This is a genomic window from Mycobacterium sp., from assembly GCF_019243155.1.
In the GTDB taxonomy this organism is placed as follows: Bacteria; Actinomycetota; Actinomycetes; order Mycobacteriales; family Mycobacteriaceae; genus Mycobacterium.
In genome coordinates this window covers 1-2,131 of sequence record NZ_JAFAUS010000300.1, presented here as the reverse complement: position 1 = coordinate 2,131, position 2,131 = coordinate 1, and the positions used below count along the sequence as shown (strand labels likewise).

3 protein-coding genes are annotated in these 2,131 nt (G+C 66.0%); 1 reads left to right on the top strand and 2 read right to left on the bottom strand.

Annotation, left to right across the window (positions count from 1 at the left end):
• The coding region (locus JOZ00_RS14980; RefSeq protein ID WP_293344815.1) for a sulfite exporter TauE/SafE family protein at positions 1-322 on the top strand (322 nt) is incomplete at its 5' end.
• 13 nt (positions 323-335) lie between these two features.
• Here JOZ00_RS14980 and JOZ00_RS14975 read toward each other — a convergent pair.
• Together JOZ00_RS14975 and JOZ00_RS14970 are read right to left on the bottom strand one after the other, a co-directional pair.
• On the bottom strand, positions 336-1,430 hold the full coding sequence (locus JOZ00_RS14975; protein ID WP_293344813.1) for a glutamate--cysteine ligase: 1,095 nt from the start codon (positions 1,428-1,430) through the stop codon (positions 336-338).
• Positions 1,431-1,458: 28 nt separating this feature from the next.
• Positions 1,459-1,896: an anti-sigma factor antagonist gene (locus tag JOZ00_RS14970; protein WP_293344811.1), complete on the bottom strand. Its 438-nt coding sequence runs from the start codon at positions 1,894-1,896 to the stop codon at positions 1,459-1,461.
• Positions 1,897-2,131: the final 235 nt, after the last annotated feature.

The following is a 2,131-nucleotide window of genomic DNA, read 5'->3' as shown; positions in this document are numbered from 1 at the left end:
CGTTTACGGCGGCTACTTCACCGCCGCCCAGGGCATCCTGCTGGTCGGCCTGATGGGTGCCTTGCTTCCGGAGTCGGTGCAACGCATGAACGCGGCCAAGAATCTGCTCGCCCTTGTCGTGAATGTGGTTGCCGCGCTTGCCTATACTCTGGTGGCCTTCGATCGGATCAGCTGGCCGGCGGCCGGGCTGATCGCGGCGGGCTCGCTGGTCGGGGGAGTGCTCGGGGCGCGCTACGGGCGACGGTTATCGGGCAATGCGCTGCGCGCCATCATCGTGGTCGTCGGCCTGATCGGCCTGTATCGCCTGCTCGCGGTGGCGTGACGGCCCGGGTGATTCAGCTCAAAGTGGCGGCGGCGACGTCGGCGATGACGTCCATCACATCGCCGCGCTCGCGCCACACCCGCCGCTGACGCATCGCCCCGTTCCCGCGGGCCGCAACGCGGTCGAGTTCTTCGGTGACACGGTCGTATTCGTCGAGCGCCTCCAGCGCCGGGCGCGTGCGTGCCACCAGCGCTGCCAATTGTTCGCGCGCCGGTAACGCTCCGCGCCCGTGGACCAAATCGAGAGTGCGACCGTCCAATCCATCATGAGCGGCCTTCCAATACGCCGCGCGTAGCGCACCGGGCGGCAGTTGTGCGATGTCATCGCCCCGGCCGCGCGAGTCCAGCGCCGTCATCACAGCCGCCCTGACCAGGGTGGCGAGTAGCACGGTTTCAGACACCGTGGCAGGGACGTCGGCCACTCGAATCTCCACCGTGGGGAAGTCCGTTGACGGACGCACGTCCCAGTAGATCATGCCTTTGTCCAGGATCACTCCGGTGTCGACGAGCATGCGCACGGCGCTGTCGTACTCGTCGGGCGAGGCGAAGAACGGCGGCGGCCCCGCCGCCGGCCAGCGTCGCCACAGGATGCTGCGCCAGCTTGCGAAACCGCTGTCGGAGTTGCGGTACAGGGGCGAATTCGCCGACAGCGCAAGCAGTGACGGCAGCCACGGCCGCAGCCAATTGCTGACGTGGATGGCGGCCGCTCGGTCCGGAACCTCAACGTGCACATGGCATCCGCAAATGCCTTGCTCGTGCGCGACCATCCCGAACTCCGCCCCGATCCGCCGGTAGCGAGGGGTGTCGGTGATTGGGAACTCATGTGGGGTCGACGGCGGCAGCCCCGAGGCCAGCAGCGCAGCGCCGACGGCCTCGGCTGCCCGCGCAGCGACACTACGGAGCCGGCTCAGTTCCCCGCCGAGTTCGGTACTGGTGACAGCGACGCTGGACGTGGTCTCCACCTGGCAACTGCTCAACTCCAACTGAAGCTTGACGCCGCGACGTGCGGCCTCCGCGGCCACGGCGTCGTTCTGTCCGACGGGCTGGCCGGTTTTGGCGTCGACGAGCAGAAATTCTTCCTCCACGCCGAAGGTGGGGAGATCGCTCATCTGGCCACTGATCGCCGATCAGTGCCGCTTAACGTCGAGCCGCCCCCGCGAGCGCGGAGTCCACGGTCGGGTAGATCGGCAGAACGCCGCTCAGCCCACACGCATCGACAATCCGGGCGACGATCGGATCACGGCTCACCAAACGCAGTTCGATGCCGCGATCCCGGCAACCCCTGGCCTCTTCGGCCAGTACCGCGAATGCGCAGCAGCCCATGAACTCGAGCCCGGTGACGTCGACGACCAAGGGTCCCGGGGCGCTGATTCCGTTGGCCGCCTCGCTGATCAGGTGACGCCACGTGTGCTCGTTGCAGGCGTCAACCTCGCCGCCCGCGTAGATCAGCACCGCCGAGCCATTGCGGTCGGTGGTTGCGCGCAGCGTGCTGTGGGGGTCTCCCAGCTCATAGACCAGCCTCGTGCTCAACTTGAGGCGGCTGGTGTACAGCGGTTCCGCTATGACTGAGCTCATGATGGACCTCCTAGTCTGCCGGTACTACTGACCCGGCGACGGATATCCGTCCTGCTCCCTGAAGACAGACCGTTCGCGGATGCGAATCTCTTTTCTATAACGAGACAGGTCTGTCTGTCTACATAGGGTGCCTTAAGAGTACGTTATGAGTAGTCATGACATTTTCGGACGCCGGCAGGCCCGTCGCCTCGGCTCGCGAACGCATTCTTAACGCCGCATATGAGCTGTTCAGCAG

Bases quoted from the DNA above. Each gene is read 5' to 3' on its own strand.
- JOZ00_RS14975 (WP_293344813.1), bottom strand. From the start codon at position 1,430: ATGAGCGATCTCCCCACCTTCGGCGTGGAGGAAGAATTTCTGCTCGTC.
- JOZ00_RS14970 (WP_293344811.1), bottom strand. From the start codon at position 1,896: ATGAGCTCAGTCATAGCGGAACCGCTGTACACCAGCCGCCTCAAGTTG.